This is a genomic window from Bacillus sp. RC252, from assembly GCF_044909215.1.
Taxonomy (GTDB): domain Bacteria; phylum Bacillota; class Bacilli; order Bacillales; family Bacillaceae_G; genus Bacillus_A; species Bacillus_A mycoides.
This window is the reverse complement of sequence record NZ_JBIYDV010000035.1, coordinates 1-25090: the sequence shown is the minus strand read 5'-3', so window position 1 is coordinate 25090 and position 25090 is coordinate 1. Positions and strand designations below refer to the sequence as shown.

Here is a 25090-nt window from a genome sequence, read left to right as displayed (position 1 = left end):
AATTAGAATAACGCCTTATAGTCCTCTATAAATTCAGTGTAATTATACTGATACCCTTCTTCATGAAAATTAAAAAAACTTACCCCTACCTATAATTATATAGAAAGTGGTAAGTTTAATTTTCTAGGAATATCGGAATGAAACTCTGGTGTATGCAAAACAGAAAATGAATACCCTTGTTGAATAAATGATATTTCATTTTGTTTACTTTCAAATGGAACACTATTTTTCTTAAAATTATTTTGGATTTGTTGTAAAAACGCATGATCCGGTGTTCCGAATGAAACATGTACTTTCGGTGGTAAAGCTTTCATCGCAATGGGAATCCAAGGTCGCTGCCACCAGGTTGCGATGATATATGCAGTGCCACCTATAACAAAGTTGAAAATATCCCCATCTTCCTTCGTTTTCATGTCTAGATTTGATTTCAACCATTCCGTAAATACAGGTACACTTTTAACCGGAAGACCAATTTCCCTTACGTATAAAATGTTTAACGGTGAATGCGGGACTAATACATCTTCTTTAACATAACTATGTGCAATAATTTCGAGAAGATTTCCATCACCATCTTTAAAGTATAAATTGAATAGACCATTCTCCTCACCAATTGTATGACCATCTTTCCATTTCACAATGAGTAATCCAGACTCTTTAAGCCATTTTGCCGTTTCATGAAACTTTGAATATGGGATCTCAAAAGCGAAATGCGCAGGTGCAATTGGTTCATATACTTCTTGAAAACTAATTGTTGTATACGGTGTTACTTCAAATTGAATATATGATTCGGTTTCTTTTTTTATTGGAAAAGATAATATGTCTTTATAAACTTGTTTTACCCCTTCTATGGAAACCGTTTGTAGTTTTATATCTGATATATGTGTAATCACACTACATTCCCCCTTGTTTCTTACTATCTATTCTTATTGTATTACACTTATAAATAGATAAAATCAAACCGAAGGGTGGATTTTTCATGTAAAAACTACAACTTTAGTATGAATATGTTAGCTCCAATTACTTTTTATTTCCGCTATAACAACTTCTGGTTTATCCCAGTGTAACAAATGTGTAGTATCAGGAATTACTTTTACTATACTGCCAGTTTTCCCTGCATTCTTTTCCACAAAAAAAGCTGATTTTCTTTTAAAGAAAATCAGCTTTTACGTTAAAATACACTATGATTTAACAGCAATAATCATAAACCTTTTTGAATTCGTACGAATACCTTTTTCGGAACTATTAGCGTCAATGAACTTTTGTAAAATATTAAAGTCCTCTTCTTTTTCTCCAAATCTAGGAATAATAGGCGTATGTTTTAATAAAAAAATGAGATCCTCAGGAGTACTGTAATAATCGGTTACATCATATTCACGTACTTGCACGAGTTCAAATCCTGCACTAATAAGTTCACCCATATACTTATCTTTTAACGTACCATCTCTTTCACCTAAGCATTGCCCTCTACCAAATGCTTCTTTAAGATTTAATTTATCATATTCGCTAACTTGTTGTGTTAAGAAAAAAGCACCTTTTTTCATTACTTTTGCCAATTCAGATGCTACAAACGGCGCATGACAACTTGAAGCAATATCAAAATGAGCATGCGGAAACGTTAAAACTTCAGAATCCATTTGGAGAAATTCAACGTTTTGTACACCTGCTTTATTCAAATTAAAATGTGCTGTTTTGATCATTCCATTAGAATTATCTATTCCAATCAGTGATGCAGCTGAAGATGCTATGTTAAGTACATTTTCTCCTCCACCTGTACCAACATCAAGTAAAATATGTGATGACTTGCATCTTTCTTTTACCTCGCCATAAAAGTCCCATGAATCTCCTACAGTTTCACATTTTATTTTACTAAAATCCCATCCATTTAATCTGCCTACTTTATCATAAAAGTTTTTGTACTCTAATTCGTTCATTTTATGTTTTCCCCTTTGTTGATGCTTTTATATTCCTTAGCTGTCTAATAAAAATGAGCCATCCATTATTTATTCTATATATGCAAGCCAAGCTTCATGAAACGCTTGAACAGTGCGATACCTTTTATTTTTTTCTTTATGTAGCGCTTTTTTACATATATTATATAATTCTTGTATGCTTTCCCATTTTTCATAGCTTTTATCATTTTTTCCGCCGATAAAAGCGAAAGCAATTCCAGCTAGTACATACACATTCGTTTCGCTTGTAATTTGTGCATGCAGTTCATATTCTTCCGATGCTTTGAAACGACCTGCTCCCCAGAAATTCTCCCCAATTTCATTAAATACAGGTGCTTTTTGAAAAAAATCAATATCACAAATCGTCAGTTTTGATTGCTCGAAATTATATAAAATACTACCGTCATAAAAATCAACCATGACATATCCTAGTGACTCCACATATGCTGCAAACTCAAAAATTTGTGTCAATATGTTAAGTCTCTCCGTCACGCATAATTTTCTAAGCTTTACAAACGGCGAATTTGGTGCGTGGTGCTTTTCAAACGGTGTAAAGTCCCAATGATTGTGCATGCATTCCCCATCAATCCAATGAAACCTTAAACAAAATCCATTTTGCATTTGAATGGAATTAATATATGGAACTAGTAAAGGATGTTTAATTTGTTCATACACTTCTTTTGCTTTCATTAGTCGTTGGATTGCGTCCTCTACATTACCTTTATATTCTAAATTACGAGCACCGGCATACTTCAAAAAGTAACGATGTCCATTTTCAATAATACCAAAACTAATATTTCCTGAATCTTGTTGATCAAAAACAGTAAATATTTCTACACCCTTTAACCAATCAAAATTATGATCCTCAGCTAATGTTATTGGGTATTGATTTTTTCCTATTGTAATATTTATCATGCGCTGCTCCTAGCTTTGAGCGAACGTAGTTTATAGAGGTATGATACGCATACTCAAATTATTTTTACCTCATACTTTGTTTTCTTCTGTTTATTCATAAAACATCACTCCTTTCCAATATCGACCCTTAATTTCATTCAATAACTACCACAATGTTCTTACTTTCTATTATATATTATAAAATGCAAATTATAAGAAAAATATATACCATGCGCACAAGAAGTTTACATAATAATATTATAGTTTGTTTTTATCGATATATTCTAAATGTCCTCTTCCCCAACCACACATACTATCCAAAACAATACTAACTGTTTTTCCATGCTCAGTTAAGCTATATTCCACTTTAGGTGGTATTTCTTGATAAATTTCGCGTTTTATTAGTTGATCGTGCTCTAATTCACGAAGCTGCTTCGCTAATGTTCCTTGAGAAATGTCTGGTATTAATCGCTTTAATTCACCAAACCGTTTCGTTCCATCTGTTAATAATATAAATAAAATGAGTGGTTTCCATTTACCTCCGATTATTTGTAATGTTGCTATTACCCCTTTTAATTTCGGTTCCTCTAAATTCATTTTCCTCACCACTCCCCTCAAATCATAAATTATAATGAATAATTCTTTATATTATGTATCCATATAACAAGCGATTAGTACGAAATTAGCGACTAAGTACATATAAAGTGCGTACTTTTCAATAGTCATTTTTTAACGAATAATAAAATTAACACAACTTATTTTAAATCTTATATTAAGGGAGATGTTTAATCATGTCTATTACTGCATTAAAAGATAAACATATCGTTATCATTGGTGGAAGCTCTGGTATTGGATTAGCAACAGTAAAACAAGCAATCGGACAAGGTGCACATGTTATTATTGCAGGGCGCTCGGAAGAAAAACTAAAGGCTGCTCGAGAAATAATAAATAACAACCATCTTCAAACTTATGTATTGGATAATCAAAATAAAAACCAATTACAAGATTTTTTCAAGACAGTTGGGAATTTTGATCATTTATTCACACCGGGAGCCTCTTACACACTTGGACCAATAACCGCTACAGAGGAAATTGCTGAAAGCAGCTTTATCGGAAAGTTTTGGCCACAATATTACGCCGTAAAATATGCGATTCCTTTTCTTTCAAAATCTGGATCTATCGTGTTAATGTCCGGTGCATTTAGTCAAAGACCACTTAAAGGTGCACCTGCTTATGGCGCTTGTAATGGTGCTATTGAAAGCTTAGGGAAAGCTTTAGCTGTTGAATTAGCTCCTATTAGAGTTAATGTTGTTTCTCCTGGAACGATACGAAGAGAGAATGAACAAAATGAGAAAAGACTAGCTGCTTATGAAGATTATAAATCTCTTTCTCTTTTACAGAGACCTGGGTATAATGATGAAATTGCACATACTGTCCTGTATTTAATGCAAAATGGTTTTACTACAGGTAATGTATTATTTCCTGATGGAGGATACACATATCATTAATTTATAACAATTCAATGCCTCCTTAGATTAACTAGTATTAAGGAGGCTATTATGGTTAATCAACGAGTCCTTTGTGCTAAATATTTTCAGATGGAAATAAAGTAAAAAAGGCATATACGATGCCTTTTTTACTTTATTGTTTATTTGTTTATCGGATAACAAACCTCTGTAACCCACTTATTAGGATCTGATTCCATCGCTGGACTAACGTGATAAATATTAAACATCGGTCCGGCTAATTCATAACCTTCTGTTTCAATCCATTTTGCTGCCGCCTCATTTACAGCTGTCATTTGTTCATAACTTCCGTTAACTGTTATTGAAGCTACATAGGATGGATCTATCTTTTTGAAATTAACATCTTTTGTATTTTCATGCTCCCCTAAAATATTTATCTGTATTTCTACATCCACATCATTTTCCTTATATTCTTGATCATGGAATGTAGCAATACTATAACTCGGATTAGCTATACTAATATTTTTAACATTAATTTCTTGCATCAATATACTCCATAAATCCCCTTCGCAATTATACGATGGAATAACCTTTCTAACACTTGCTACATTTCTTTCTGGAATTTCTTTTAATGAAACATGATAGTTCATTTCAATAACATCCTCTCTCATCGTTTTCATTGAGTCTTCGAGGAGACGTAATTGTTTTTTGAGATCGTCCATTTCTTCCTTTACTTGAGCACTACGATTTTCAAATTGTGACTTTATTACTTCAATATTTTCACTCTCTACTAATTCTTTAATAGTGGCAATATTAAATCCCATATCTTTTAACACTTGAATTTGATTTACTTTCTTTAATTGGGCTGCTGAATAAAATCGATAACCACTTTGCTCATCGACTTTTACTGGTTGTAATAATTCTACTTTATCGTAATGTCTCAACATACGTATACTAATGGAAGATAGTTTTGAAAAATCTCCTATTTTGAACATTAGTTCCTCCTATTTATTACAATTATTCGAAGCTCAACTTAAGCTTAAACAATGACATTGTGTGAGAGTGAACTATTTATAACAGTTTAAACAATTATTTAATGTATTATATTTATATAATTAAAAGTTCTTACGACTTATTTACCAATTCACTTTTCAACGCAATATATATTGATATTAATCCATTTACATTCAATAAAGTAACTATAATACTAATGAGCAACGCTACATCTGCAGAAAACGTTTTAATCGTCTGCCACGGTGAATTTGTACTATAAATAAGAAGTGGAATTAAAGTAATAGATAATATTAGAAATAAACTCCCTAGAAAAAGCCAGGTCATTTTTTTACAAATTTTCTTACATTTATACTTTATTATTAACATAATTGCTGTAATGAAAAGTGCGAATATTAATATTGACATAACAATTTGAACTATTGGTATATTTTTTGGTATATCAACCGGTTCTTCACCATTCAAAATATTAATAATCCCTTTTTTAAATTCTGGTAGTGATGCTTCTTCTAAAACATGATTTTTATTCGTTAAAATCACAACACCCCAGCCAGTTTCATTTAAAATAAATATTTCTGCATGTGAATCAGGAGTTGAGCCTGAATGCCAAACCATCTTTTCGTTTCCATTTATATTTGTTGTCCTCAGTCCAAAACCATAATATTTCGCTGAATCTATTTTATATAATGGAGATAAATAAAGATCCATACTATCTTTATTTAAAAATTGTGTATGCTCTTGGTGATTCAAAAACTTAATGAATTGAATCATATCTTCTAGATTTGCTGTAATATATCCATATGGTGTCCCACCATTATCATACGACACCGTACTTTTTCTTGGTATTCCAAACCATGATTGATAACCTGTTAAATAACCCTTTTTATAAGAATCTTCACTATTTGCTGCTGCCCCATTCATTCTTAATGGCTGAAAAATTTGCTTCTCCATATAAGTAGAGTATGTCTCTTTTGAAACTTCCTCAATAAGTGCACCAAGAACGAGATAATTTGCATTACTATATTGATATTTTTGTCCTGGGGGAGCAGTTAATGTTACATTCGACAGTTTCATTACATTTTCTTTTATAGCCGTAGTAGTCTTTGATTGCTTATCTGATAATGCTAAACCTTCATAGGTACTCATTCCACTTGAATGTGTTAGTAGATGTTGGATTGTTATATTTGAGGCCGATTGATTATCTTTTACTTTAAACCAAGGAAGATGTTGTTGGACTGAATCCTCTAAATTTATTTTTTTATTTTCTATTAACTTCACTATAGCTAGACCAGTTAAAGATTTACTTATTGATCCAATTGCAAATGGTGTTTTACTAGTTATCTTTTTTTCAGATTCTCCAGTAACCCCCCATAATTTTGTGTAAAATACATCTCTATTATGTACAATAGCTACTGAAGCTCCTGGAATTTTATGTTCCTTTAAAAATTTTTCAATATAAATATCTAAAGTAACTCTAATATTTTGCTGAGCGTAAACTTTTGAATGTGCAATACATAACATTAATACATTACAAACTATACAAATTAGAAACAATTTATATTTCGATATCTTCATCTTAATGTACTTCGGATAACTTTCTTTTTTTATAAATTACTAAAATTATAGATATTAATAAAGAAACCATTAAACTAATCGTTATTAATATAGAGTTCCACCATTGATTTTCTGCTATTCGATATAAAAGATTAAAATTAAAGTTATTTTCACTGTTGGTTGGATTAAGGGATTCAGTTAAAAATATTGAAAGTGTAGTTTGTGAAATGAGGTATGTAATAAATGCGACGAATATGCCAATTATGATTAATGTATTAGATTTTTTATTTATATTTTGAAGTTGTTTCATTTTCACTCGCAGATCAATTTCATTTATCTCCAAAAAGTCTTGAACAAATAATTGAGGCGTTCCTAGGTCATTTATACTTTCCTCACCATGTTCACGACATTCTTGGATATGCTCTAAAATTTGTTGTTTAATATTTTCCCTTTCTTCTAAACTTATATCGTATTGCTCTAATTCCTTAAGTACGTCAGTTAAAAATTGCGTTTCTTTACCGTTTAATTCATTCCTCATTTCAGAAGGTCTCCTTTCAATCCACTCTTTAATAATATTTTAATATCAGATTGCAACTCTAACCATTCATTAACTTTCTTCTCAAGACGTAATTTTCCATTTTCATTAATTTCGTAATAAATCCTAACTTTACCACTATCCGTCACCTCTTGATAAGTATTAACCCACTCTTGATTTTTCAGTTTAGTTAAAATGGGATAAATACTTCCTACTCCTTTCAATTTTAAATTATGTACTTCGAGTTCTTTCATAATTTCATAACCATAACTTTTCTTTGTAGACAAAATAGACAATACACACATTTCTAAATTCCCTTTAATTAAACTTGTTCTATCCATAGGATAAATTTAACAGAAATATATACTTCATTCAAGTATATATTTCTGTTAAATTTAAAAATTCTAATAATTATACAATCACTAAAAAAGTAGCATATTCTTTTTGTTATTATCCAAATAACCTAAATTATTATCCCCAAAAAACATTTTTATACGTCAATAATTATATAATAAATGATCATAATTAACGATTTAAAACTAACTCTCACAGATAAATGTATTTACATCTTAGAAAGACTAACAAAACTTAAACATAAATGCTAACCTGTAATACCTTTCAGTTTAAAATTTAAGAATAATTTATATTGGTATTACAAATAGATTTTTCTTGCTCTATTATCTATCTACCTTAACACGTTTAAAGAAACTCTTCTTCAACATAAAAACTCATTTGCAGATTATTGCAAATGAGTTTTTAATCCCTAACTAACCACTATTTTTTATTCTTCTTAATTTAATTATTTTTCTCAAGACATTCATAAACTGCCATCATTTCTCGCTTATTCAACTCACGAATTCGATTAAATATTAGAATGTCTGCAACATCCTCAGTTCGTAAGCTTTCATCCACAACATCACTAACTTTTCCGGTTAACCATGTTTGCACATCTATTCCATCAACGATTTCTTTAAGTCCTTCATCGTTAATACCACTTGCATTACAAGTTATACATGGAATTGTTAATTTAAACACGCCATCATGTAGATTATCTTCGGTTATAACTTTCTTTCCGTTACAGAATGGACACGGGTTGCTTTTTTTAATTTTATTAATTTGGGTAACTAATTTTTTGTAACCAAATGCTTCGTATACATATGTTAGTTTTTTATATTTACCATTTGTGAAATACTTATCTATAATGGTTTCTCTTGTTTCATAAACATTAGGAAAATCACAAATAGTTACTTGATTGTTGAAGCAAATGGATTCTATATTTCCTTTTATTTTGTCCCAGAATGGTAAAACATTTTGTAACACCATTTCATAATTTGAAAAGCTTGCTTGTTCTAATTCAAACATTTTCAGTGCGACTTGTATATTTCTAGGTAATAAAGAAACATCTTCTGTCATAATCATATCGTCACCTACGATAGATTTCAATTTGACGAGTACAGGCAAATCTCCTACAATTTTTAATACTTCGTTAAGCGGCTGATTAATAATTTCACGAATATCTGTATCTCCAAAATTAAGTGGTTTATGGTGATTTAATAAAGTCCCCTTACAAATTGGACATGTCATCATTTCTTTAGAAGTCTTAATATCTTCTTTAATAGCTGCTTTTGAAATAACAATATACCCGCCAATAATCGTATTAAATCCTACCCATGTTCTACGTGTCTTTCCTTTCTTATCATAAAAGGACTTATCAAAATAGCCGTACCAAAATGTATGTTTCTCTTCCTCAGACATATCATTATAGCTTTTCGTCAAATCATGACCAAGCTCATTTTTAATTTCTTCAAATAGAAATTCTATTTTTTCATATTGATAAAATTTTAATACTTTCATGATTTCCGAATCGAATAGACCATCCCAAAATGGAACGTTTTTATCTTGAATTGTAATTTCTTTATCAAAAACTTCAATTTGAAGACGTCCAGAACAAGATCGGCAATGATTATCCTGAGAATAGAAATCGAAACTTCTCGTATCTTTATTAGTCGGATGAACAGCTACAATATGATTGATCAATCCACCAATTTCATATAAGAAACTATATTGACTATACAAATGTCTTTCGAGATCAATAGCAACAACAGGTGCCATTGTATCAGATTCATATTCACCATAAATTAATCGTGCCATTGATGATAAGCTTTTTAAAATACCACCCTTATAAACGTTTTCAGCATTTTTAAAATAGTTAATATGATTTTCTTTTAAATAGTGAACTCCTTCTTTACGCTTAAGCGTTGAAGAAATGTGTATTTGTTCAGCATTATTCACACTTCTTTTTTGACGATAATAATCCTCATGACTTACTACATCAAGATGCTCTATAGATTCAACCTGTCTTTTTCCAAAATCGACAATATAATCAGAGCTTTCTAGCATGTAACTGTTATGCTCAATCATTATGATAGAGACTGATTCATCTTGCAATATCCCTCTAACACTATCTATAAATTGATTTAAAATATTTTGCGATAAACCTTTTGAGGGCTCATCAAAAATAAACAATGTATGTGGATTTCTTGTTTTTGCAAATAACTCAGAAACTAAATGAACACATTGAAACTCACCCGTTGATAATGTTTGTGTTTTTCGTTCTAATGTTAAATATCCCAGTCCTAATTTGATTAGTAGGCTCAAGCGTTTATACGCAATATCTTCATTTGGAATTTCATCAATAATATCCTCAATTGAGCGCTCAAAAATATCATCAATTTCTTCACTATACTTTGTCAGTTTCTTTTTAACATCTAGGAAAGTTGCTACAGTTGATCGACTTGTAATCGATTGGTTTCGGTCTTGCCCTACCATAACTAGTTTATCTTTTGGATATCGTTTCAAGAAATCTGTAGCTAAACACTCATTGACAAGTGTAGATTTCCCGCATCCAGACTCTCCTGTAACAGTTACAAGTCTATTTTTAGGAATCTGAAACTCAGTCATTTGGATATTTCGGCAATATAATTCATGAAATGTATAATATTCTGTTGGCATTTCGTAATTTCGTTCCGATAGTATTGGTTTTGGTCTTGGTGATTCTTTCACGATTTGTCCACCATATTTTCCGCTACCAGGTCCGAAGAACAATTGCTCATCTGTTGTATCCAGTACTGTATCTGAATGATCAATGAGCCAGATTTGATTTTTACACCCTAATTGCTTGATTTCTTCTAATATTTGTAATAATGTTTCATTATCAAGTCCAACTGAAATCTCATCAATAATAATTACAGTATTTTCACTAACTGCCATGAATTCAGCTAAGTAAAGTCGTGTTAATTCTCCACCTGACAACGTACCCATAATTCGATTTAATGTTAAATAACCAATGTTCATATTGATAATATTTTGCAATATATGTTGTTTTGCTTCACTAATATTTAATTCTTCTGCTAATGAAAGAATAGATTCAACACTTAAATCGTTAATATCCGAAATTGTATGTGCTTTAGCAAATAACTCAATAGTACGTTGTTCAACTTCTTCACTATAACGTTTCCCCTTACATTTTTTACACTCAATATTTTTAGTAGTACCACGCCCTTTACAGCCAGCACACCAACCTAATTGATTATTAAATGAAAAGACTTCAGGAGAAAGATTAAATTCTTCCGCTAGTTTTTCACGAATCTCTTTAAAAACACCTGTATGAGTACCAATCGTCGAACGCGGATTGGAAGAAATTGATGATTTTCCTAAAAAAAGTACTAAAGGTATTTCCTCCATCTTAATGGCACTAAAATTAGTTTCCATAATATTAGGAAATAAATATTGATATTCAGCCTTTGGCAATAAGGAAACTAGACGCTTCTTTGATTCTTCACCAATTGTTTGACAAAGAGTTGTTTTTCCAGATCCAGATAAACCAGCAATACCAAGTGATTTATTAAATGGAATAACAGTATCAAGTTTATTTATGTTATTAGCAATTAATTGATTTACTTTCATATTAACCTCTATTCTTATTTTTCCATAAAATCATTTTTACAATATAATAATTACATAATGAATATTGCCTATTATACAATTATCCTCTCACTTCTTGAATCTTATCCTTGTATTTTTCGAACCATTGTTGCCATTCGTTTTTAGAAAATTCCTTCTCTTCCTCTTCTAAAACTGAAGAAAAAAGGTCAAGACAAATATGCCAACCAGCTATATCTTTTGGTGTATGATCAGTTAATTCATGAATGTATTCTTTAAGTAGTAAAAGAGAACCATTTTCCTCTTTATGTATTTCAAATCGGACACGATCTTTATCCCATGTGAATTCAAGTACTGAATTTAGTTGGTAATCTAAAATATCAATATTTAAAAATGAACCATCCATCATGTCGAACTTTATAATTCCACCTGTTTTAAGATTTTCAATCTGTAAATTAGACATCCATTTTTTAAGCTTGCTGTTTTCAGTTAAAACAGACCAAACTTCTTCTATTGTATAAGAAAATTGGCGTTCAAATTTCACAATATAGCCGTCAGTTTGTTTCTCTATTTCAGCCAACATATTTATTGCCTCCTACTCGTGTACAGAATGTATGTTCTTATTTTATTTTACACGAATTTATGTATAAAAGAAATCTCTATGGCAATGAAATATTAATTTAATGTGTGAATGGTAATTTGAACATTGATTTATTATATATTCTCTCCATATGTTTATTACAATAGGCGTACCTCAACATTTCCACAAAAAAATTCAACATGAGAAAACGTTGATTTATTTATTTTATATAATATTTCCATTAAATATTTAAAAGCAATTTCCTTTAAGATAAATGGTGTTAATAAGAGCTAATATAGTATTCAAATCAAGTTATGTAATGTTCAAAATCACTTATTATGTATGTCTAATTCCTTGCTAAATGTAGGTTTACAAAACAAATAAAAAAAGCCGCATTTGCGACTCATGAACGAATAGAACTAACACCTATTTTAGGTGAATGACTTACCTTTTAATCGCGTCAACAATTAGCGATGGAAAACCAAGTTTATCGCCTCTATTTCTAGAATCATACCTTTTCGAGCGGAAAATAACGCCGTCATTCGCATCCCATTCTGTGTAATAAAATTGACCATTTTCATCACAATATTCAAGTAAAACTACCTCAAATCCAGCAATTTCAAACATTTTCGTTAATGTTTTATAATTATGTACGATTTTATGGCTTGCAGCTGGGTGGTCTTTCGGGCCAGGGCCGCCTATTTGAACTATATTTTGGTAGGTTTCATCTCGGAAAAATGCATCAGGTACTCCGCACCGAATATGACCTGATGGCTTTAAAAATTTATAACAAATTTCAGCTGCTTTTACACCTTCTTCAAAAGTAAGATGTTCCCATACATGCTCTGCTAAAATAGCTGAAATGGAATTGTATTCAAATCTTTCTTCCCAAGTGGTATTGTCTAGTAAATTAAGTTCATCTTCTTGCGTTTGAACCCAACCTGGATTATTATTAAATACTCCAGCTCCGACTACTACTTTAATTTCGTCTTGCTTAATTGCCATCACTTTCACCTCATAAATCTTTTAATGTATTAATATATTCTATGTTTACTATATTTTTTCCTTCTTCAACTAAAGTGCCAGTTAGTTCAATAAGATAGATAACAAAACTTCTGTTGTTTTTACTTATCCTCCCACATACAGCAAAAACGTTTATAGTACAAAATAAAAAGCGAAAAGAATAATTCCTTCCGCTTTTTATAGCAATAAATACATTTCATATTGTGCTAAAGAATTCTTTTCAAATCCAGATTTCTTTAAAAACCCTTCCAGTAAATTGTTGTTTGGAAACCCAATTGATAAACTTGATAACTTTAATTCTTCACTTGCTACCTGTAATAATTTCATCCCAACACCAATATTTCTATAGTCTTTGTCTATGAAAATAAAACTAATTTTTCCTTGTTCATTTACACATACAGAACCTTTTATATCACTATCAACATATGCACCGTAAAATGTATGATTTGTTTTTTCGATATAATCAATATCATTTTGCCAATTTATATGGAAGTTTAGCCATTTCTGAATTTCAACTTTAAATGTTGGAAATTCTAATTGTTTTACTTCAATATTTTTATTACCTTTATTCATTATTTTAGTTAAATCATTTAAATTATAATAAGAAAGATCATATACTTTTTCATAACCTAATTTGTTATAAAAATGAATCGCCCGATCGTTTCCTACAATAACTTCAAGAAAAAGCTGCTTACATTTATTTTGTGTCGCTTCTTCTTTATGTAACTCAAATAAATTTTGACTTACACCAATGCCTCGAAACTCTGGATGAACAGCTAATGTTCCGCAGCGCATTGTTTTTATACTTTCATACACCTTAATACCACCAAGTATTACACCAACAGATTTGTCACCGTCTAACGCAATAAAAGAGTGTTCCAGTGAATTCCCTTCTGGTCCAAAAAACCTTTTTATAAAGTCTTCTTTTGAAACATCCATTTTAATAATATAATCTGAAAATCCGTCCTTAAAAGCTTCATATACCAAATCTATACTTACTTCACTACATCTTTTGTATTGAATCATATAAGTATAATCCCCCGCTTTGACTCGTTATAAACTGCATTCAAATACATGAAATGAATTACCTTCACCATATCCATCTTTTATTTCATGAACAACAATTTGACTAAACCCATTAGTAATAAGTATATTTTCAAATTCTTTTAAATCATATAGTCTTATAGGAAAATCCATAATCTCAGTTTCTTTTATTTTCTCATCATGAATGATTTCGTATTTCAGTATAATATTTAGAAGTTTTTGCACCTTATCATATGAAACTTTTCTATACTCAACAATTAATTCATTGTTAATTTCTTTTCTATTTGTCTCTATCCAATCTAAAATTTGTTCTGTCTCACTTCCACCTTGTACAACTGTAAGAAGTAATTTTCCATTTTCCTTTAAGTTATTTTTCATATTTTGAAGACTAATGTCTACTAAATTATTTGGTAAAAGTGAAAATGAACCTATAGGGATCATAATAAGATCATATTTTTTATCACTATAGTATTCTTCTATTTTCCCTTGTGACACAACCGGTTTTAAATTTAATTTTTCTGCTTTATCTTTACAAACTTTAAGCATATCTTTCGAAATATCGAATCCCTCTATATTCACACCATTTTGCATAAAAGGAATTAACATTCTACCATTTCCGCACATTGGTTCTAACACATGTATATTTTTATCTTTTGCAAAAGAAAGATAAAAATCCAATTCTTTTCCGGCTGCAATTGATTTATCACTTTCATATATCTTTGTACAAAGTTCTCCATAATACGTATGCAATTATAATTCACCTCTTAATTTGAAATGAGTGGACATTTTCCTACATATGTCTCACTATTTATTTGTTTTATAACAAACGGTGCAATATCCCCATTTTGAATTTTGATTCCTGGCATATCTACTAAACTCTCTTTAATATCACCAGTACCATTTCCTTCTATAACAAAGGGTAATCTAACAATTGTCCAATCTACTTCACTACTTTGTATAATTTGCAATTCTTTATATTTATCCTGCATCATCTTTGGAAGAAATAATCGAAACAAATTAGCCCCTATTTTATTTGCAATTCCCTTCTGATCTCCTTTTACATTTAAGGAGCCTCCAGAAATAAGAATATAGCGCTTCATTTCATATTCCTTCATTACTTTTAAAATATGCTTCGTAACTGTACTAAAAATATAAGGTTCATTTTTCGGCTGACCCACCGCATTAATCACAGCTTTACACCCTTGAAGTAATTCCTGTATGACTGAAAAATTGCGGGCATCCCCACTGATAGTCTCTATATTTTCATTAGTTATCGTCATATTTTTAGAATTTCTCTTTAATATTCGTACTTGATAGCCCTTTTCTAACGCTTGATTTACTAGAAATTTTCCGACTTTTCCATTCGCACCAAGAATCGCTATTTTATTTGTATTTTCCATTATTAGAACCCTCTTACTATCCATTATTTACTACAGCAATCTCATAAACACGTAAAAAAGTAATTAAATGCTCACACGCTCGTTCACATGCTAACATTTTAAAAACCTTTTGTTCTTCTTTCGTTTTGTCATTCGCTTGATCTGAGGCAGCTTTTAAACATAGAAATGGTTTGTTATTTACACGACATACATAAGAAAATGCTGCCACTTCTTGATCAACGGCTAAAGCACCGTATACAGTATGAAGTAAATACCTCATTTCTGAACTTCGAATACGTTGATCTCCAGATAGAAATGTACCAAAATGGACCGGGTCATACGAACGCAATTTCTTCATTCGTTTTACGAGTGATTTAGTTGTTTCAATAGGTGCTGTTCTACCATCATATAGATTAAAACTATCTTCTCCTGAACCAGCCGCTGTAACATCATGCTGTAAAGTATTAAGAGCTACAACGATGTGTCCATTTTTCACCTTATCTGATAAACTCCCGCAAATCCCTGTCATAAATAACTGGCCTGGCTGGAATTCACTTATTAATAGTTGTACACAACTAGCACAACTTACTTTACCGACACCAGTTACAACTGAAATAACTTCTAATTCATTAATAGAATGAAAATGAAATTCCCAAGCTGCTATTTTTTCTACACGCTCACTTGGATAATGTTGATGCAAATACGTAAGCTCTGGTTCCCATGCAGATACAATTGCGATCCTTTTCATTACACACTTCACTTCCTCCTATTTTCATGTAAATAACTCATCTATACTCTCTCGTTCATATTCTGGTATCCACTCTTTATACTTCTCATATAAATCCCGTATCTTTTCTTTATTCTTCGAAATTACTTCACATCCTCTATCTTCATAAATAAACATGATAATATCCTTTGTTACATTTATAAAAAATACATCTGGATATGAAATTTCTTTTTTTCGCCCTAGACGTGGACGTAGGTCAGGGAAATCTTCATGATTAACAGCTTCAATAAGCGGTTCATATTTAATATCTTCTGCAAAACATTGTAAAGAAAATTGATATGTACAATATAAATCAGCTTCTTCATCTTCAAATAGAAAAGGGAATGTTTCTTGTCTTATATGAAACTTTAAATCCCTCTTTTTAATAAACCTATTGTATACATTTATTTTCTGCGCATTTTTTATATTTTCCTGTTTAAATCGATAAACATTTGTGACTAAAAAGATGGTATCTTCTTTAGAAAATATATCTTTAAATAGACTTTTATTATACCTATATAGTTGTGTGAAATATTCCATATTATACGTGTTACCATCTTCTTTGAATTGATATTTATCTTTCCCAAAATCAAAATGAAGATGATTTTCCCACTGAAAGTATATGGACGGTACTAATGTAACTCCTGGGAATCTTTGATTCATATATTCTTTTAATTGCATTTTTATACCCTTTCTACTCTACAATTTCTTTTAAATACCAATATGCTTCTTCTAACCACGGGTGTATGACTTTTAATGTATCTTTTCTTTCCCACAAATATGAAATATATACAAAAGCAGCATGTTCTAAAGAGTTTCCTAAAGCTTTTTTTACATTTATTAAATATGGAGGTGTCCCTATTTGATCCCATTCTAATTTATCAGCAACAAATAGTACTAAATCCATCTTTGTAGCATGTTTACGCAAAGTAGTGTGGCAACAGATAGCATTTAAAACTTCTTTATCTTCTACTTTAAATACCTCTTTTGCAATTACTCTCGATAATTTTTGATGAATAATCATTGGAAATTCTCTTTCTTCTTGTAATATTTCTATTCCAAATTTTTCAGCAACTGCAATTCGCTCCTCGTTCGGAAAGATTGCACTAATATCATGTAAACATCCTGCAATCGCTGCTTTTTCTTCATCTTCATAAAATATTCCCGCAATTTTTCTTGCCTCATTTGCCACACGAATTGAATGTTTATATGTAAATTCTTTATTGTATTTTAATAGAAAAGCTTTAATATCATTTTCTATTTTTCCAGTTGGAGTAAATGAATATATATCATTATATAACATAGCAAGTCCCCCTTATAACTAACTTTCAATATAATGTGAAATTTAAATCTCCTTCTTATTTTGTATTCGTTATAATTGTATTAATTCCTTTTTAATACGTTATGTGAAATTTAATGTAGAAACATTACTACAAAATACATAAATGTTTGATATTATAGTAATATTGATGATTCGCAAGGAAAGGAACTATATGATGAATAAAAACATATTAATTATTGATGATGATAAAGATATTGTAGAATTACTCGCTGTTTATTTGCGAAATGAAGGTTATAACATTTATAAAGCTTATGATGGTGATGAAGCATTACAAATGATATGTACATATGAAGTTGATCTTATGCTTTTGGATATTATGATGCCAAAACGAAATGGATTAGAAGTTTGTCAAGAAGTGCGTGAAAATAATACTGTACCTATCCTTATGCTTAGTGCAAAAGCTGAAGATATGGATAAAATATTAGGACTTATGACCGGTGCAGATGATTATATGATTAAACCGTTTAATCCACTAGAATTAGTTGCTAGAGTGAAAGCATTGTTACGTAGATCATCTTTCCAAAACGCTGCCACACCAAAGAATGAAGATGGTATTATTCGCATTCGTACAGTTGAAATTCATAAACATAATCATACGGTTAAAGTAAATGGTGAATATATTAAGCTCACCTCTATCGAATTTGATATTTTATATTTACTAGCGAGTAATACTGGAAGAGTATTTAGCTCTGAAGAGATATTCGAACGAGTTTGGAATGAAGACGGTTATGGTTCTAATAAAACGGTAATGGTCCATATTAGTAATTTACGCGATAAACTTGAAACCGTAATGAATGGTGAAAAACTAATTCATACGGTTTGGGGAGTAGGATATAAAATTGAGAAATGAAGCATTTGATATATTAAAAGATATACCAAAGTGGAAGCTTATTTTTTGGCTTTTATTAGCTATCACTCTTACACCAATTACCGAATTAATTATATTTCGCCTCGTAACGAGTGTAATTGAGAGTTCACTTACTCTAAGCGAACTAGGAAAAGAATTCATTAGAATTTTTGGCCATGAAAAATATATTGGATTAAAAGAGTCTTTATGGATGATGATTGTATCTTATTTGTTTTTATTTTCTATTTTCTCATCCTATTTATACATTTTTTATCGTCATGAAAGAAAGGTTTACTATGAAACTTGTATAAAAAAAATGATTGAAGAGATTCGGTATATTGCAAGTGGAAACTTTAATCATAAAGTTTCCATCGTACACCATAATTATTTAGAAGAACTGGCAACTGGGGTCAATCAAATTATTGAGCAATTAAAAGTATCAATTGATGAAGAAAGACAGGCAGAACAAGCAAAAAGCGAACTTATTACAAATGTATCACATGACTTACGAACCCCTCTTACATCTATAGTTGGATACGTAAATTTAATCCATCATGATAATTATAGAGATGAAGTAGAATTACGATACTATATTCAAGTCATTTACGATAAAGTAACTCGTCTTAATGCATTAATGAATGACTTGTTTGAATATACACGCGTTCAAAATAAAGAGTTAAGTTTATATTCTGTTCCTATTGATATTGTAGAATTGCTTGGACAATTAACTGTCCAATTTCGGATACAGCTTCAAGAAGCTAATATTGAATGTCGCCCTTCTTTCCCATCTCAAAAGCTAATGGTACTAGCTGATGGGGATAAATTAGTACGTGTGTTTGAAAATCTAATCATAAACGCTATTACTTATGGAAATGATGGAGATCATATTGATATTACCGCTTACGAAAGCAATAACATGATTACAATTGATATAACAAATTACGGACAACCTATCCCTAGTACTGATTTACCTCATATTTTTGAACGTTTTTATCGTGTTGAAAAATCACGTTCAACAAACACTGGTGGATCTGGGCTCGGATTAGCAATTGCAAAAAGTATTGTTGAATTGCATAAAGGAACAATTGAAGTATATAGCGATGATAAAAAAACAACTTTCACTGTAAAATTACTCCCTTATAAAGCTTAATACCACATATTTATAGGTTCAATTTTTTATCATATAAGAAATTGAACCTTTTATATTCCATCAATATCCAAAATTAAAGAATTCCTTAAAATTCTTTAGAAATTCTTTACCTTTTCTTTCTTCCTAATTAAGCATTCCTTTTTACAATAATATTATTGATGTAATAGTAGGAGGATCGCTAATGCAATTCTTAAAAAAAATAACAGTTTTATTATTATCTTTTCTTATTACTGCACTTATCGTTTTATATTTTTATCTTTATGTAAATGGTCCAATTATTCAAGCTAAATCAGCTATTTTAATAGATACTAATTCTGGTGAGATTGTTTATAAAAAAAATGAAGAAACTCCTATACAATCAGCTACTTTATCTAAATTAATGACAGAGTATATCGCACTGGAACAACTGAATGAAGGAAAAATACAGTTAGATGAATTAGTAAAAATAAGTAACGAAGTTTTCCGAGCAGAAACGAGTCCTATACAAGTAACTTCGAAAGATAAAACGACGGTTCGTGATTTACTTCATGCATTGTTTTTGACAGGGAATAATCGTTCCGCACTTGCCCTTGCAGAACACATTGCTGGAAACGAAGATAACTTTACACTTTTAATGAATGACAAAGCAAAACAACTAAAGTTATCACAACCATCCCCGTTTCTAAATGCTACTGGAATTAATAACGATACGAATAAACAATCAACTACAACATCGATAGACGTCGCTAAACTAGCAACACAATTAGTAAAAGACTTTCCAGATGTATTGAATGTTACGAAACTAACCTCTTACCAATTTACCTTCAAAGATTCAAAAGTTTTCAATACAAATAAAATGATATATTCCCTTAATAAAAACATTAAACTCCAAGGTGTTGACGGCTTACAAACTAGTTTTTCAACTAATGGTAATTATAGTTTTGTCAGTACAGCCACACGAGGAGATACTAGACTTATTTCAGTAATATTAGACGCCGGTGATGAAAACAGTACTTTTATTGAAACAAAAAAGTTACTTCAGTACGGTTTTGATCCTTCCTCGTACTCTGCACTCCAAGCTTTTAAAGATGCTGTTACATCTTGGACAATATTGTTTCAGTTTAAAAATTTAATCATACAAACGATTATGATCTTTTTCATCATTACAATCTTAATGTTTTTATATATACGTCAAAAAAAAGCCGAGGATTTTAATTAAGAAATCTTCTTATATATAAAAACCGACTTGCGTTTACACTGCAAGTCGGTTTCTAAATCTACAATCCTCTTCCAATTAAATTCGCTGAAACGGGCTGAAGATTTAATTCTCTTGCCCATATAGATATCTGACCAATATGATGAATTTCATGTACAATTACATGCCTTAAAACTTCACCGTATTTATATGTTTTATCTGTCCATGAAGCTTTCAATATTTTTGATTCGAAGTCGCCAGACCATAACTGCAAAAAGCTTTCTAATTCTCGTCTATATAAATCAGATAACGCTTTCACTTTTTTGATTGATAATCTTTAAACTGTGGTTCGTTATCCTCTTTTTCTTGAAGCGCACTAATCCAGCTATACTCAACGTCTACAATATGGAAAAGTGTTTCTAAAATACTCCCAACACCTCCAACACATTTGCGAAGCAATTCTTCCTCTGTAAGTTGTTTACAACATTTAAACCAATCATCTCTTACTTGCCTCTACATAAGCTTTCTCGCATGTGTTATATAATGATTCAAATCTTTATGCAGTTCAATAATTGATTTATCTTTAAAATCCCTTATAATCCGTTTAGCCATCGCAATATCTAAAGGAGTGTCAACATAAATAGATACATCAATTAAATCCCGCATGCTACTATTTAAGTAAGCAAACGGATAATCTACAAGAATATAGTCTATATCATAATTATTTTTATAGGTATTCCGTATTAGTTGGATTTAATTGATTACGGCTATTTTTAAAGATGACATATCAACGATATTTTATGTCTATTCCGTATAGGTGTTAGCAAGTTCGTTTGCAAACTTGTTAGCACTTTTTTATAAAGATTGTATAATGCTTTACAAAGTAGGAATCCGTTTTGATCAATCTTTTTTCAAAATGGATTCCTTTTGTCTCTTATCAATATTCAAATGTTACAGTAGTACCATTAAAACCATCAAAACAATTAGAGCAATTAGAGCAACCACCACAACCAAAACAACTAAAGCAACCGAAGCAACCAAAACAACGAAATCCACCACAACGACCACCGCCACAACGACCGCAACCGCCACAGCGACGAGCATCATCTTTAATATAGTAATATGGATATTGGTTTTGCTGGTCCCAATACACAATATTTCCATACTGATAATCATTAAGGCTTAACGCTTGTAGTTCTTGTTGAAACTTATTCATCTTCATGACCTCCGTTTATAAACTACAACCCCATCGATACTTTCCTATATTTCTGTTAGTTAAATCTAAGTAGAAATAGCACTATAAACTAAGTTCAATACGTACACCAACAAAATATGACCCATCACTAGATGATGCACCTTGTTCATATGCCTATTTTTAGGTTATTTTTACTATGGGCTCATTTTTATAAATGGAAATTATAAAATATGAATTTAAACAATATCATTTAGATTTATGTCATCATTTTCTAGTTCTATAGTCGTATATTCCATAATTTTGTTTGGTCATCTTCGTATTTCCAATATGCACTCCCATCTTTATTTTTCTTCGCTTCAATATCTGCTATATCAGAGCTAATTTTATAAGTATTTATAATTAGTGATTTCTGCTAAAAAAAGTCTATTTTTATGAATGGCATATCAGCGATATTTTATATCTATTCCGTATAGGTGTTAGTACTTTTTATATTGCTTCTATTACATACACCTTCATAAATACATCGTACTTTGCTGCTAAGTCCTCCAGTTTCTTTTCTCTGTATTTTGTAATCGTAAAAAAAGGAACGATTGGCATCTTAAAAAATATTTATACTCTTTATTGTTTCCATTCATATTCTAACATACTCATTTCCCATAAATTCCAATACGTTTCTCCTACTTTTTTTGACTCTCTTAATAAACCTTCTTTTACAAAACCTATTTTTTCGTAACAAGAAATAGCTGACTTATTAAAGTCATAAACACCAAGAGTGACTCTATGTAGTTTTAATTCTTCAAAAGCAATACGAAGTAGGGCTTTCATCATATGTTTCCCTATAGAACGTCCTCTCATTTTCGTATTACCAACTAGCACTTTTCCAATTCTAGCAGACTTATTTATATTATCTATTTGTCCAAGAGAAATATGGCCAATAACTACTTTAGTCTCTTCATCCATTATTTTGAATGCCAGTGTGTTTGCACATTCTGTATATTTCTCTAATTGCTGTTCATTTAAAGGATATGTGAATGCATTTCCCGACCATTGTATTAAAAATTCTTCGGAATTAATCCAATTTATTAATTGTTTGAAATCAGATTTTTTAAAGGGCACTAATTTAATCACTCTCATTCTCCTTTCGTACATCACTCTTTATAGCCTCAAACCTATTTCTATATAAAGAATATATTCTCCTTTTATACGAAATTAAAATAAAGCCATTCATAAGAATGGCTTTACAAAAAAACAGCATAATTATGCTTTGTTTGCTACGTCAACACCATTAAAATCAAACTCAGCGGTAACCGTTGTAACAGGAGGGAAAATTGCTTCAATTTTGCAAATGGAGATAATTACTCCAACAGATCCAGGAATAGCTGCAAGCTTAACAACATCACAACTTACAGACAAAACAGTACCTACATAAGTACGTCCCTCTGTATTAATTTGAACTGTTTGATTAATTAATTTCTTAAGCTCATCTCTAATTCCTTGTACACAAGAATTATCACATTTCTCATGCTTTTCTTTTTTACACTCTTCGAATATTTCCAAACAATCATCCTGTTTACATGTACACTTCTTTTTACAATTATTAAATCGAGAACCCAAAACCTCACCCCCTAATCCTTTCTATTAGTAAAGTATGTCCAATAGCTTAAAAGTGTACGAGACGAAAGCATAAAAACAAAAAAACAAACACTTGTACTAAACCTTCTTTTTATATACTAAAAACGAAATTGCGTCATTTATAAAAACACCACTAATCTATTTTGTTAATAAAAAATAAAAAAGCGGACACCAAACTACAGAGCAATATAACAACGCCCTTTTTAGTTTGATGTGCACTGGTTCTTCCAGTAGGACTAAATGTATAATTATTATTACAGCATTTTCTCATATTTTAGTATATTTCTTATTAGAAAAGAATTATTTTATATAGATTACTATAAGCATCCATAAAGCCAAGGCGCAAATGATAGCGAGCGCTATACGTGTAGATAGAACCCTTAATTCAAAGTCTGTTTTCTTGGAGGATTCAGGATATGCAATTATGTAGATCCCCTTTAAAACAATTCCAACACCTTTATATAGCCCAAATTCTGCTCTTTATTTATACAAACATGGCATATTCAATGCCCATCCTTAATCAACATATTTCTCTACGAAATGAAATTTTTATATCATTCTTCATCATCATCTATCCGAATCAACCGAAGTCGCTTTGTACTATTACCGCACACTTTTTCATAGCTTGGAGCTAACATGCACCAACGCCAATATAATGATTTATTCGCCTTTTCACTAACCTCTAAAATTGTCCCCTCTGTAATAAAATGATCACCTTGATACAATGTATACTCGCTTGTCCCATGGAATCATCATTATTCCCCTCCCTATTAAAATAGCGTTTTTGTTTCAAATAATGCTCTCATTAATTTGGACGCATTTACCAGTATATTTACCAAAAAATTCATGATATCGTTAACTAGTCGAGTACGTCATTACTTGACGATTACCCTTAGGAGCCCCGCAGACAATCGGGGTTCCTTTTATTTAAATAAGGATTTTGTTTAAACTTTACAAAACTCACCTAGATTAAACTATCTTCTAAAATTCCCATTGAACATTTATAATACTTTTAAACAGTTTAAATTCTACAATCAGTAATGGAGGCATTTTAATGGGAAACATCCCAAAAATATCATCACAACAATCAAATCCTAAGATACCCTCACAGCAAGTGAACGTTAACACCAAACAAGGTAATAATAAAAAAACAAGACGCCGTATTATAACTACTTTGGCTATTATATTACCTATAATTTTTGTCCTTCAATATTCTCTGAATAACCAACAAGAAATGATTAAAGAAAAACAAATCACGCTGAATACGGAGCAACAAAAATTATCTTCTGTAAAGAAGGATGGTCATTCCCTTAAGAATGATGTTAAAGTTTTAACAGGTAGTGAAGAAGAAATTTTAAAATCCGCAAGGAAACTGTATGGATTTTCCAAACCGAATGAAACTATATTTCAAATAACTGAATAAAATTACACTGTATTATCCAAAAGGCGATATGAAGATAATCGCCTTTTTATATTTAATTTCTAAAGTAATCATACTAATCTCTCTTTCTATCGTTGCGATAGGTAAGACTTTGAAGTTATCTCCATCTTTTCCCCCGCTTAACACTGTACGTGCGACTTTCACCGCATACAGCGTCCCATCTTAT

The 25090-nt window shown here is 30.7% G+C and carries 27 protein-coding genes and 4 pseudogenes; 5 read left to right on the top strand and 26 right to left on the bottom strand.

Features of this window, described 5'->3' with window-relative positions; genetic code table 11:
- Nucleotides 1-95: 95 nt before the first annotated feature.
- The 5 genes and pseudogenes from ABH960_RS28755 to ABH960_RS28735 form a co-directional block, all read right to left on the bottom strand.
- On the bottom strand, nt 96-890 hold the full coding sequence (locus ABH960_RS28755) for a VOC family protein (RefSeq protein ID WP_404449843.1): 795 nt from the start codon (nt 888-890) through the stop codon (nt 96-98).
- A 117-nt stretch (nt 891-1007) separates the two neighbouring features.
- Nucleotides 1008-1109, bottom strand: a pseudogene (locus ABH960_RS28750) (alpha/beta hydrolase); the annotation flags it as partial.
- Nucleotides 1110-1178: 69 nt separating this feature from the next.
- A complete protein-coding gene (locus ABH960_RS28745) occupies nt 1179-1931 on the bottom strand; it encodes a class I SAM-dependent methyltransferase (protein ID WP_215589048.1) in 753 nt (250 codons plus the stop codon).
- Between the two features lie 69 nt (nt 1932-2000).
- Complete coding sequence (locus tag ABH960_RS28740) at nt 2001-2864, bottom strand: serine/threonine protein kinase (RefSeq protein ID WP_404449841.1); 864 nt, start codon at nt 2862-2864, stop codon at nt 2001-2003.
- A 237-nt stretch (nt 2865-3101) separates the two neighbouring features.
- Nucleotides 3102-3440: a winged helix-turn-helix transcriptional regulator gene (locus ABH960_RS28735; RefSeq protein ID WP_001047225.1), complete on the bottom strand. Its 339-nt coding sequence runs from the start codon at nt 3438-3440 to the stop codon at nt 3102-3104.
- 194 nt (nt 3441-3634) lie between these two features.
- Here ABH960_RS28735 and ABH960_RS28730 point away from each other — a divergent pair, with 194 nt between their 5' ends.
- On the top strand, nt 3635-4351 hold the full coding sequence (locus ABH960_RS28730; RefSeq protein ID WP_404449839.1) for an SDR family oxidoreductase: 717 nt from the start codon (nt 3635-3637) through the stop codon (nt 4349-4351).
- A gap of 140 nt (nt 4352-4491) precedes the next feature.
- Here ABH960_RS28730 and ABH960_RS28725 read toward each other — a convergent pair whose 3' ends face one another.
- The 13 genes from ABH960_RS28725 to yqeK all read right to left on the bottom strand — a co-directional run bounded on the left by ABH960_RS28725 (nt 4492) and on the right by yqeK (nt 17446).
- Entirely contained in the window at nt 4492-5304 is an 813-nt protein-coding gene (locus tag ABH960_RS28725; protein WP_085311270.1) for a MerR family transcriptional regulator, read from the bottom strand.
- A gap of 130 nt (nt 5305-5434) precedes the next feature.
- The gene (locus tag ABH960_RS28720; protein WP_404449837.1) at nt 5435-6895 is read right to left on the bottom strand and encodes a serine hydrolase domain-containing protein; all 1461 of its coding nucleotides are present in this window, start codon (nt 6893-6895) and stop codon (nt 5435-5437) included.
- 1 nt (nt 6896) lies between these two features.
- Nucleotides 6897-7412, bottom strand: a complete 516-nt coding sequence (locus tag ABH960_RS28715) for a DUF1129 domain-containing protein (RefSeq protein ID WP_404449835.1) — start codon at nt 7410-7412, stop codon at nt 6897-6899.
- Complete coding sequence (locus ABH960_RS28710; protein ID WP_002085418.1) at nt 7409-7750, bottom strand: PadR family transcriptional regulator; 342 nt, start codon at nt 7748-7750, stop codon at nt 7409-7411. The genes ABH960_RS28715 and ABH960_RS28710 overlap by 4 nt, the downstream gene beginning before the upstream one ends.
- Before the next feature lie 454 nt (nt 7751-8204).
- The gene (locus ABH960_RS28705) at nt 8205-11375 is read right to left on the bottom strand and encodes an ATP-binding cassette domain-containing protein (RefSeq protein WP_404449833.1); all 3171 of its coding nucleotides are present in this window, start codon (nt 11373-11375) and stop codon (nt 8205-8207) included.
- A gap of 79 nt (nt 11376-11454) precedes the next feature.
- Nucleotides 11455-11934: an SRPBCC family protein gene (locus tag ABH960_RS28700; RefSeq protein ID WP_404449831.1), complete on the bottom strand. Its 480-nt coding sequence runs from the start codon at nt 11932-11934 to the stop codon at nt 11455-11457.
- A 441-nt stretch (nt 11935-12375) separates the two neighbouring features.
- On the bottom strand, nt 12376-12939 hold the full coding sequence (locus ABH960_RS28695; protein ID WP_033728073.1) for a class I SAM-dependent methyltransferase: 564 nt from the start codon (nt 12937-12939) through the stop codon (nt 12376-12378).
- A gap of 192 nt (nt 12940-13131) precedes the next feature.
- Nucleotides 13132-13980 carry a GNAT family N-acetyltransferase gene (locus tag ABH960_RS28690; protein WP_404449829.1) on the bottom strand — a complete coding sequence of 283 codons (849 nt, stop codon included), beginning with the start codon at nt 13978-13980 and terminating at the stop codon, nt 13132-13134.
- Between the two features lie 27 nt (nt 13981-14007).
- Nucleotides 14008-14748, bottom strand: a complete 741-nt coding sequence (locus tag ABH960_RS28685) for a class I SAM-dependent methyltransferase (RefSeq protein WP_404449827.1) — start codon at nt 14746-14748, stop codon at nt 14008-14010.
- Between the two features lie 14 nt (nt 14749-14762).
- Nucleotides 14763-15398, bottom strand: a complete 636-nt coding sequence (locus tag ABH960_RS28680) for an SDR family oxidoreductase (protein ID WP_404449825.1) — start codon at nt 15396-15398, stop codon at nt 14763-14765.
- Nucleotides 15399-15414: 16 nt separating this feature from the next.
- The gene (locus ABH960_RS28675) at nt 15415-16125 is read right to left on the bottom strand and encodes a phosphorylase family protein (protein ID WP_404449823.1); all 711 of its coding nucleotides are present in this window, start codon (nt 16123-16125) and stop codon (nt 15415-15417) included.
- Nucleotides 16126-16149: 24 nt separating this feature from the next.
- A complete protein-coding gene (locus tag ABH960_RS28670) occupies nt 16150-16824 on the bottom strand; it encodes a DUF3885 domain-containing protein (RefSeq protein WP_404449821.1) in 675 nt (224 codons plus the stop codon).
- Nucleotides 16825-16837: 13 nt separating this feature from the next.
- Nucleotides 16838-17446, bottom strand: coding sequence for a bis(5'-nucleosyl)-tetraphosphatase (symmetrical) YqeK (yqeK, locus tag ABH960_RS28665; RefSeq protein WP_193653887.1), 609 nt, complete (start codon nt 17444-17446; stop codon nt 16838-16840).
- A gap of 193 nt (nt 17447-17639) precedes the next feature.
- On the opposite strand from yqeK, the gene ABH960_RS28660 reads away from it, so the two are divergent.
- The 3 genes from ABH960_RS28660 (at nt 17640) to ABH960_RS28650 (ending at nt 20680) form a co-directional block, all read left to right on the top strand.
- A complete protein-coding gene (locus ABH960_RS28660; RefSeq protein WP_033713793.1) occupies nt 17640-18335 on the top strand; it encodes a response regulator transcription factor in 696 nt (231 codons plus the stop codon).
- Nucleotides 18325-19482, top strand: a complete 1158-nt coding sequence (locus ABH960_RS28655) for a sensor histidine kinase (protein WP_201031041.1) — start codon at nt 18325-18327, stop codon at nt 19480-19482. The genes ABH960_RS28660 and ABH960_RS28655 overlap by 11 nt, the downstream gene beginning before the upstream one ends.
- A gap of 181 nt (nt 19483-19663) precedes the next feature.
- Nucleotides 19664-20680: a D-alanyl-D-alanine carboxypeptidase family protein gene (locus tag ABH960_RS28650; RefSeq protein WP_002141854.1), complete on the top strand. Its 1017-nt coding sequence runs from the start codon at nt 19664-19666 to the stop codon at nt 20678-20680.
- A 58-nt stretch (nt 20681-20738) separates the two neighbouring features.
- On the opposite strand, the pseudogene ABH960_RS28645 reads toward ABH960_RS28650, so the two are convergent.
- From ABH960_RS28645 to ABH960_RS28620, 7 genes and pseudogenes are all read right to left on the bottom strand, one after another.
- A pseudogene (locus tag ABH960_RS28645) lies at nt 20739-21166 on the bottom strand (DinB family protein); the annotation flags it as partial.
- Between the two features lie 12 nt (nt 21167-21178).
- A pseudogene (locus tag ABH960_RS28640) lies at nt 21179-21379 on the bottom strand (nucleoside/nucleotide kinase family protein); the annotation flags it as partial.
- Between the two features lie 214 nt (nt 21380-21593).
- Nucleotides 21594-21872, bottom strand: a complete 279-nt coding sequence (locus tag ABH960_RS28635; protein ID WP_404449818.1) for a heterocycloanthracin/sonorensin family bacteriocin — start codon at nt 21870-21872, stop codon at nt 21594-21596.
- A gap of 465 nt (nt 21873-22337) precedes the next feature.
- Nucleotides 22338-22451: pseudogene (locus ABH960_RS29570) on the bottom strand (replication-relaxation family protein); the annotation flags it as partial.
- An 18-nt stretch (nt 22452-22469) separates the two neighbouring features.
- Nucleotides 22470-22985, bottom strand: coding sequence for a GNAT family N-acetyltransferase (locus ABH960_RS28630; protein WP_404449816.1), 516 nt, complete (start codon nt 22983-22985; stop codon nt 22470-22472).
- Between the two features lie 123 nt (nt 22986-23108).
- The gene (locus ABH960_RS28625) at nt 23109-23465 is read right to left on the bottom strand and encodes a hypothetical protein (protein ID WP_088009004.1); all 357 of its coding nucleotides are present in this window, start codon (nt 23463-23465) and stop codon (nt 23109-23111) included.
- 572 nt (nt 23466-24037) lie between these two features.
- Nucleotides 24038-24208 carry a hypothetical protein gene (locus ABH960_RS28620; RefSeq protein WP_016101959.1) on the bottom strand — a complete coding sequence of 57 codons (171 nt, stop codon included), beginning with the start codon at nt 24206-24208 and terminating at the stop codon, nt 24038-24040.
- Nucleotides 24209-24537: 329 nt separating this feature from the next.
- Between ABH960_RS28620 and ABH960_RS28615 the strand changes: the two genes are divergently transcribed.
- Nucleotides 24538-24906, top strand: coding sequence for an FtsB family cell division protein (locus ABH960_RS28615; protein WP_404449813.1), 369 nt, complete (start codon nt 24538-24540; stop codon nt 24904-24906).
- 12 nt (nt 24907-24918) lie between these two features.
- Here ABH960_RS28615 and ABH960_RS28610 read toward each other — a convergent pair whose 3' ends face one another.
- Entirely contained in the window at nt 24919-25068 is a 150-nt protein-coding gene (locus tag ABH960_RS28610) for a hypothetical protein (RefSeq protein WP_404449811.1), read from the bottom strand.
- Between the last annotated feature and the right edge of the window lie 22 nt (nt 25069-25090).

What these genes read in the sequence shown, in the direction of transcription:
- ABH960_RS28745 (WP_215589048.1), bottom strand. Translation starts at nt 1,931, where the DNA reads ATGAACGAATTAGAGTACAAAAACTTTTATGATAAAGTAGGCAGATTA.
- ABH960_RS28740 (WP_404449841.1), bottom strand. Translation starts at nt 2,864, where the DNA reads ATGATAAATATTACAATAGGAAAAAATCAATACCCAATAACATTAGCT.
- ABH960_RS28735 (WP_001047225.1), bottom strand. Translation starts at nt 3,440, where the DNA reads ATGAATTTAGAGGAACCGAAATTAAAAGGGGTAATAGCAACATTACAA.
- ABH960_RS28730 (WP_404449839.1), top strand. Translation starts at nt 3,635, where the DNA reads ATGTCTATTACTGCATTAAAAGATAAACATATCGTTATCATTGGTGGA.
- ABH960_RS28725 (WP_085311270.1), bottom strand. Translation starts at nt 5,304, where the DNA reads ATGTTCAAAATAGGAGATTTTTCAAAACTATCTTCCATTAGTATACGT.
- ABH960_RS28720 (WP_404449837.1), bottom strand. Translation starts at nt 6,895, where the DNA reads ATGAAGATATCGAAATATAAATTGTTTCTAATTTGTATAGTTTGTAAT.
- ABH960_RS28715 (WP_404449835.1), bottom strand. Translation starts at nt 7,412, where the DNA reads ATGAGGAATGAATTAAACGGTAAAGAAACGCAATTTTTAACTGACGTA.
- ABH960_RS28710 (WP_002085418.1), bottom strand. Translation starts at nt 7,750, where the DNA reads ATGGATAGAACAAGTTTAATTAAAGGGAATTTAGAAATGTGTGTATTG.
- ABH960_RS28705 (WP_404449833.1), bottom strand. Translation starts at nt 11,375, where the DNA reads ATGAAAGTAAATCAATTAATTGCTAATAACATAAATAAACTTGATACT.
- ABH960_RS28700 (WP_404449831.1), bottom strand. Translation starts at nt 11,934, where the DNA reads ATGTTGGCTGAAATAGAGAAACAAACTGACGGCTATATTGTGAAATTT.
- ABH960_RS28690 (WP_404449829.1), bottom strand. Translation starts at nt 13,980, where the DNA reads ATGATTCAATACAAAAGATGTAGTGAAGTAAGTATAGATTTGGTATAT.
- ABH960_RS28680 (WP_404449825.1), bottom strand. Translation starts at nt 15,398, where the DNA reads ATGGAAAATACAAATAAAATAGCGATTCTTGGTGCGAATGGAAAAGTC.
- ABH960_RS28675 (WP_404449823.1), bottom strand. Translation starts at nt 16,125, where the DNA reads ATGAAAAGGATCGCAATTGTATCTGCATGGGAACCAGAGCTTACGTAT.
- ABH960_RS28670 (WP_404449821.1), bottom strand. Translation starts at nt 16,824, where the DNA reads ATGCAATTAAAAGAATATATGAATCAAAGATTCCCAGGAGTTACATTA.
- yqeK (WP_193653887.1), bottom strand. Translation starts at nt 17,446, where the DNA reads ATGTTATATAATGATATATATTCATTTACTCCAACTGGAAAAATAGAA.
- ABH960_RS28660 (WP_033713793.1), top strand. Translation starts at nt 17,640, where the DNA reads ATGAATAAAAACATATTAATTATTGATGATGATAAAGATATTGTAGAA.
- ABH960_RS28650 (WP_002141854.1), top strand. Translation starts at nt 19,664, where the DNA reads ATGCAATTCTTAAAAAAAATAACAGTTTTATTATTATCTTTTCTTATT.
- ABH960_RS28635 (WP_404449818.1), bottom strand. Translation starts at nt 21,872, where the DNA reads ATGAATAAGTTTCAACAAGAACTACAAGCGTTAAGCCTTAATGATTAT.
- ABH960_RS28630 (WP_404449816.1), bottom strand. Translation starts at nt 22,985, where the DNA reads ATGAGAGTGATTAAATTAGTGCCCTTTAAAAAATCTGATTTCAAACAA.
- ABH960_RS28615 (WP_404449813.1), top strand. Translation starts at nt 24,538, where the DNA reads ATGGGAAACATCCCAAAAATATCATCACAACAATCAAATCCTAAGATA.